The sequence below is a fragment of the Mycobacterium sp. ZZG genome (assembly GCF_054786995.1).
On sequence record NZ_JBTBFV010000130.1, the window covers coordinates 1 to 3,070 of the forward strand.

Annotated in this window: 2 protein-coding genes; both read left to right on the forward strand. The window is 61.9% G+C overall.

What is annotated here, in order from left to right; translation table 11 throughout:
- Positions 1–526 precede the first annotated feature (526 nt).
- The gene (locus ACXMYJ_RS28875; protein ID WP_460359521.1) at positions 527–769 is read left to right on the forward strand and encodes a hypothetical protein; all 243 of its coding nucleotides are present in this window, start codon (positions 527–529) and stop codon (positions 767–769) included.
- A 191-nt stretch (positions 770–960) separates the two neighbouring features.
- Positions 961–2,910: an AAA family ATPase gene (locus tag ACXMYJ_RS28880; protein WP_460359522.1), complete on the forward strand. Its 1,950-nt coding sequence runs from the start codon at positions 961–963 to the stop codon at positions 2,908–2,910.
- Positions 2,911–3,070 lie beyond the last annotated feature (160 nt).

Here is a 3,070-nt window from a genome sequence, read left to right on the forward strand (position 1 = left end):
ATTCCGACGAGCAAAGGACCCAGGAGCACCGGCGAGACGCAACGCCGGAACCCCAGGCCGCCCACGTCAGAACCGCCCACCCACGCCACGAAAAGACCTCAACTACCCGCCACGTGAAAGATCGAGGTTAAAGGCATGCACCTGTACCGCTGCAATGGTTGCGGCGAGGAAGACCGCGGCAACGATAACGACAGAAGCCACATGCAATGGCGTGAGCGGCATTGGGCCAACTGTTGGCCAGAATGACGTAACACGTTGGAACATAGGCTCTTTCGGAATCGCGTAACTTCGGTCTTCCCAGCGAAGATCGGGTAAGGTTTACGTCGGGCCCGGCGGCGAGCCGCTCGGGAAAACTCAATATCGTCTCGACGAGGCCACATAGACGATCGGCTCGGCCCTGGATCTACGGACCTCTATCGACTTGCTAAACCACTGAGACTGGCGTGGGTCGAAGGCAAACCCCAAGTGACCAAAAGGGTGCACCTTCGATGCGCGCCTTTCTTGCGTCTTGAGCAAGGAGACATAGATGGACGATTTGGACCGCCCGAACCTGACCGAGCAGGAACTCTATGAGTTTCTGTACTACGACGAGGACTTGCCGGTAACCCGCCGCGCCATTAAGCACGCCGTGCTGCGCCGCGAGATTCAGCCGACCCGCCTTGGCAACGGGAACTTCTACAGCAAGCAAGACGGCCTCGATTGGGTCAAGTCGCGCAAGCAGCCTGGAGTCTACCGCGCATCTGAAACCCATGCGGCAGTCCGTAAATGACCGATAAGCACTCTTACCGTGAGCTAGCGCCGCTGTATGCACGTGCGGGCTATCCTGCGCCAATTCCACTGCCACGAGGCCGGAAGTATCCCCCGCCGAAAGGATTCACGGGATATCGCAACAAGCGACCACCCACAGCTGAGCAGATAGAACGATGGCGACAGGATCGCGGCGACGACGCCATCGGCTTCGTGTTGCAGGACGGCTGGCTGCTGATTGACGTCGACAACTACGCGAAGGGCGAGTGGCCGGCGGGCACCGGCGCGGCGACTATGGCGGAAGCGCGGGAACGTGCGGGTTGTGATTTGCCGCCTGGGCCGAAGTTACGCAATCGGACGGACGGCAGCGAGAAGCGACTGTTTTGGGTGCCGCCTGGGCTTAGGTTTCGTAAGAACCTTGGGCCTTGCGTAGACCTGGTCACTCCCACGCATCGATATGTGAACGCGGGGATTAACCCCGACACCGGCAACCCGGAGCAATGGTTCGACGCCGAGGACAACGCGTTGGGTGCGCCGCCACCTATTGAGACTCAACGCAGGCTGCCAGACGCATGGCTGCTCTTGGTGACCCAGGACGGCGTCTGCGAGGCGGCGTCGCAAGCGACTGAGGAGCAAGCGCAGGCCTGGCTCGACGACATGCCGAGTGGGCCGATGTGCGAATTGGTCCGCGAGGCTTTCGCGGATGCGCTCGCTGCCTTGGATGTGGGACGGGGCAGTCGCCACGATCGCACCCAGGAACAGGTCCGCTGGCTGGTCGAGATGGGCGCGGCAGGGGTCAGCGGCGCGAAGACAGCACTTGGACAACTTAAAGAGCGGTTCGTGACGGTCGTTAGCGAGGACCGCACGGGCGGCGCGGCTGAAGCCGGACACGAATTTGACGGGATGGTGGCATGGGCCGCTAAGACGTGTCGTCCCGATGTGTTTCATGCGCTCAAATGCCTTGAGGGCACAGGCTTCGACGGCTGGTGGGATGGCGTGAAGATCGATGAAGAGAGCCGTGACGACTCCACATATAAGGTCACTCGATCGCTGGCTGATGTCGAACCTACGAAGGTTGAGTGGCTGTGGCGTCCGTGGCTGCCTCTCGGCAAGGTATCCATCCTCGAGGGCGAACCGGACGTTGGGAAGTCGGCGCTGACGCTTACCCTGAGCGCGATCGTATCGAACGGTGGCGAGTGGCCTGACAGCATCGTTGGTGGCGACGTGGTTGCTGGTGTCGCGGCCGAGGCTGCCGGTGTTGTGCTCGTCGGTGTTGAGGACGACTACGCCGATACCGTGGTGCCTCGCTTGATCGCGGCGAATGCCGACTTGACCCGCGTCCACACGATCGTCCAGCCGCTCGACGCCAGAGGCAACCCCGTGCCTTTCGTGGTTCCCGATGACGTGGAGAGGCTGCGGCGCGCTGTGGCTGAAACGCAGGCAAAGCTCGTCATTATCGACCCGATCACGGCGTTTCTGTCGACATCACAAGTGAAGGCCGGGGATGACCCGTCTACTCGACAGGCCCTGATGCCGCTCGTCGCCTTGGCGGCTGAAACCGGTTGCGCGGTAGTGCTCGTGCGCCATCTGAACAAGGCCACGGGAATGAGCGCCAAGCACCGGGGCAGCGGCACGATCGCCTTCACCGGGGTCACGCGCTCGGTCATCGTCGCCGGAAAGCTCAAGGAACAGACACCGGACGGACCGACACACGCCATCGCACGGACCAAGGGCAATCTGTCGAAGGAACCGATGGCTATCGGATATCGGCTCGACAGCGCGCCCGACGACCCCGACAGTCCGATAGTGAAGTGGTTTGACCCGCTCGACCTGACCGCCGACCAATTGGTTGGTGCGGACGGCGCGAAGGTCAGCGACGCCCGTAAGTCGGCACCGGCCCGCCAGGAAGCAATGGACATTCTTCAACAGCTTCTGAGCGACGGGCCGGTTCCCGCCGAGACGGCGATCAAGCTCACCAAGGAGAACGCCGACTGCGGGATAGGTGTGATCAAGGCAGCTTCCAAACAACTGGGCGTGATCAAGAAACGGGTCTACGTCGACGGCAAAGTCGACCACTGGACGTGGGAGCTTCCGCCGGAGAAATTTCGGCTGAATGACGTCCGGGGCGGGGGTGAGATCGGCCTAGAACCCCCTGAGCCCTAACGCCTTCCCTAGGGGATCTCTAGGTATCTCTAGCCCGGATTTTTCGTCGAGGGTGATGGCAGTCGTGCGTTGAGATGCGATTGCGTCGCGAATCCGGTTGTGTGGTTCTGGGTATGGCGGGGTGGTCCCGTGTCGCCGGGTGGTGCGGGCTTTCCCAGTG

What these genes read in the sequence shown, in the direction of transcription:
- ACXMYJ_RS28875 (WP_460359521.1), top strand. Translation starts at nt 527, where the DNA reads ATGGACGATTTGGACCGCCCGAACCTGACCGAGCAGGAACTCTATGAG.